This is a genomic window from Microcystis sp. M49636_WE2 (assembly GCF_030065375.1).
GTDB lineage: Bacteria > Cyanobacteriota > Cyanobacteriia > Cyanobacteriales > Microcystaceae > Microcystis > Microcystis aeruginosa_C.
In genome coordinates this window covers 1-2,736 of record NZ_JASJFG010000664.1, presented here as the reverse complement: position 1 = coordinate 2,736, position 2,736 = coordinate 1, and the positions used below count along the sequence as shown (strand labels likewise).

The 2,736-nt window shown below is 45.9% G+C and carries 4 protein-coding genes; 3 read left to right on the top strand and 1 reads right to left on the bottom strand.

Annotated features, from left to right (window positions below):
- Window positions 1-57: 57 nt before the first annotated feature.
- From ndhC to PX484_RS15355, 3 genes are read left to right on the top strand one after another with little or no spacing between them, the layout of a single operon-like run.
- Window positions 58-420 (top strand): photosynthetic/respiratory NAD(P)H-quinone oxidoreductase subunit C, encoded by a 363-nt coding sequence (gene ndhC / locus PX484_RS15365; RefSeq protein WP_002739390.1) that lies wholly within the window; start codon window positions 58-60, stop codon window positions 418-420.
- Window positions 421-467: 47 nt separating this feature from the next.
- Window positions 468-1,211 carry a photosynthetic/respiratory NAD(P)H-quinone oxidoreductase subunit K gene (gene ndhK / locus PX484_RS15360; RefSeq protein ID WP_002800109.1) on the top strand — a complete coding sequence of 248 codons (744 nt, stop codon included), beginning with the start codon at window positions 468-470 and terminating at the stop codon, window positions 1,209-1,211.
- Entirely contained in the window at window positions 1,212-1,715 is a 504-nt protein-coding gene (locus tag PX484_RS15355) for an NAD(P)H-quinone oxidoreductase subunit J (RefSeq protein ID WP_002738424.1), read from the top strand. It abuts the gene before it with no gap.
- Window positions 1,716-1,886: 171 nt separating this feature from the next.
- Here the strand turns inward: PX484_RS15355 and PX484_RS15350 are convergent.
- Window positions 1,887-2,736 (bottom strand): alpha/beta fold hydrolase (locus tag PX484_RS15350; RefSeq protein WP_288104565.1); only part of this gene is annotated, 850 nt, incomplete at its 5' end.

The window sequence follows — 2,736 nt, the reverse complement described above, 5'->3', positions numbered from 1 at the left end:
CCATAGAGATGCCGACAACTTCCCCTGTCGATAGCGAATAAGGAGAAAAAAAACCCAGTGTTTGTCCTCAAAGGTTACGAGTATTTTCTAGGATTTCTGCTCGCTTGCAGTTTAGTACCAATCCTATCCCTAACTGCCTCCAAAGTCCTGCGGCCTAGTGGTGGCGGTCCGGAAAGACGCACTACCTATGAATCGGGGATGGAACCGATCGGCGGTGCTTGGATTCAGTTTAACATTCGTTATTATATGTTTGCCCTCGTTTTCGTGGTTTTTGACGTGGAAACCGTCTTTCTCTACCCTTGGGCAGTAGCTTTCAATCAATTGGGCCTATTAGCTTTTGTAGAAGCACTGATCTTTATTGCTATCCTTGTGGTTGCTCTCGTCTATGCTTGGCGGAAAGGAGCCTTAGAATGGTCATAACGGCCATAATTTTCCTTATTTTTGACTTTTCATGAGAGGATAACCCGATGAGTCCCAACCCTACCAGCGAATTTAAGCAAATTATCGCACAACAAAGCGAAAAAATCCTCAATCCCATCGAACGCACTAAAGTTACCCAGGATTTATCGGAAAATGTCATCCTTACCACCGTTGATGACCTATATAACTGGGCGCGTTTGTCAAGTCTTTGGCCGATGCTATACGGTACAGCTTGCTGTTTTATCGAGTTCGCGGCCTTGATTGGTTCCCGTTTTGATTTCGATCGCTTTGGTTTAGTTCCCCGTTCTAGTCCCCGGCAAGCCGATTTAATCATCACTGCCGGTACAGTTACCATGAAAATGGCCCCCGCTTTGGTGCGTCTGTACGAAGAAATGCCAGAACCCAAATACGTTATCGCCATGGGTGCCTGTACGATTACGGGGGGAATGTTCAGTAGTGACTCCACCACCGCAGTCAGAGGGGTAGATAAACTTATCCCCGTGGATGTCTATATACCCGGTTGTCCCCCCCGTCCGGAAGCGATTATCGATGCAATTATTAAACTGCGGAAAAAAGTCGCTAACGAATCTATTCAAGAACGCGGGACTGTCCTCCAACAAACCAATCGTTATTACAGCACCACCCATAAAATGCAGGCCACGGAACCGATTCTTACGGGTAAATATCTGCAATCGGCCACCCGTCAAGCACCTCCGAAAGAGTTACTAGAAGCCACTGGTATGCCTGTTCCTCCCGCTCTTTTGACCACGAAACAAAAGGAAGAAATCTAAATGACTGAAGAAACCACAGCTATTGTGCAAGCTGGCCCCACTTCGATTTGGTTAAGCGAAAATGGTTTTGATCATCAAGCTTTAGAAGCTGACCATAGTGGTGTGGAATTGATTAAAGTAGAAGCAGAATTTTTAATTCCTCTGGCCACTGCTTTATTCGCTTATGGCTTTAATTATCTCCAATGTCAGGGCGCTTACGATTTGGGACCGGGGAAAGAATTAGTTAGTTTCTATCATCTGGTCAAAGTAACCGATAATGTCGATAGTCCCGTGGAAGTGCGCTTAAAAGTCTTTCTTCCTAGAGATAATCCCAGGGTTGCTTCGGTTTACTGGATTTGGAAAGCCGCTGACTGGCAAGAACGAGAAAGTTATGATATGTTCGGCATTATTTATGAAGGACATCCCCACCTGAAACGGATTTTAATGCCAGAAGATTGGGTAGGTTGGCCCCTACGCAAAGATTACGTTTCTCCCGAATTCTATGAACTACAGGACGCTTACTAAGTCGAGAATTTAATCACTAATTAGGTTATTGATCCTATGGGGTTGGAAGCTATTTCTAGCCCGATTTTTTTTTGATACTAAATCCGCTGAATATAGGCTACATATCAGGAGAGGCACTCATGCAAAACGGAGAATAAATAATCAGTTTTTAATAACAGGATTTAGTATTACTTAGCCGAGAAAATCCTCGATCGCCTGTCCCGTCTCTTCCGCTGCTTCTTCCGGTAAAAAATGACCACTGGCGATCGCCTGTCCTGTCACTTGATTAGCTCGCTGCTGCCAAAGAGCGATCACATCGTATTGACGTGCGATGAAACCTTTTTTTCCCCAAAGAACCAAGAGGGGGGAGGAAATTTTCTGGTCTAAATCCTGACGATCATGCTCTAAATCGATGGTAGCGGCGGCCCGATAATCGGCACAGGTGGCGGTTATCGTCCTTAAATCTCGAAAACAACGCCGATATTCCCCCAAAGCTTCCTCTGTAAAAGCGCTAAAATCTCGCCCCCAACTTTGCAAGCAATGGTGCAGATAATAATCGGGATTAGCAGCGATCAGGGTTTCGGGAAAAGGGGAAGGCTGAATCAAGAAAAACCAATGATAGTAGGCAGTGGCAAAAGTTTGATCAGTCGCCTCGTACATCGCCAGCGTCGGGGCTATATCGAGTAAAACGAGTTTTTTGACCTTTTCTGGAAAATCAAGGGCGAGGCGGTGGGAAACTCGCGCCCCTCGATCATGGCCGATCAGATAAAACTCCTGATAACCCAATTTTTCCATCAGCAACACCTGATCGAGGGCCATCACCCGCTTGCAATAATTGCTAGAATCCTCTAGGGGTAAGGGTTTATCGCTATCCCCGTAGCCGCGCAGATCCGTGGCGATTACCGTAAAATTAGCCGCTAATCGGGGGGCGATTTTATGCCACATTTGATGGGTTTGGGGATAACCATGGAGCAAAAGCAGCGGAAAACCGCGCCCACCTTTGACACCATTGATAGTAATGCCATTAACTTCTAGCTGAAAT

What these genes read in the sequence shown, in the direction of transcription:
- ndhK (WP_002800109.1), top strand. Translation starts at nt 468, where the DNA reads ATGAGTCCCAACCCTACCAGCGAATTTAAGCAAATTATCGCACAACAA.
- PX484_RS15355 (WP_002738424.1), top strand. Translation starts at nt 1,212, where the DNA reads ATGACTGAAGAAACCACAGCTATTGTGCAAGCTGGCCCCACTTCGATT.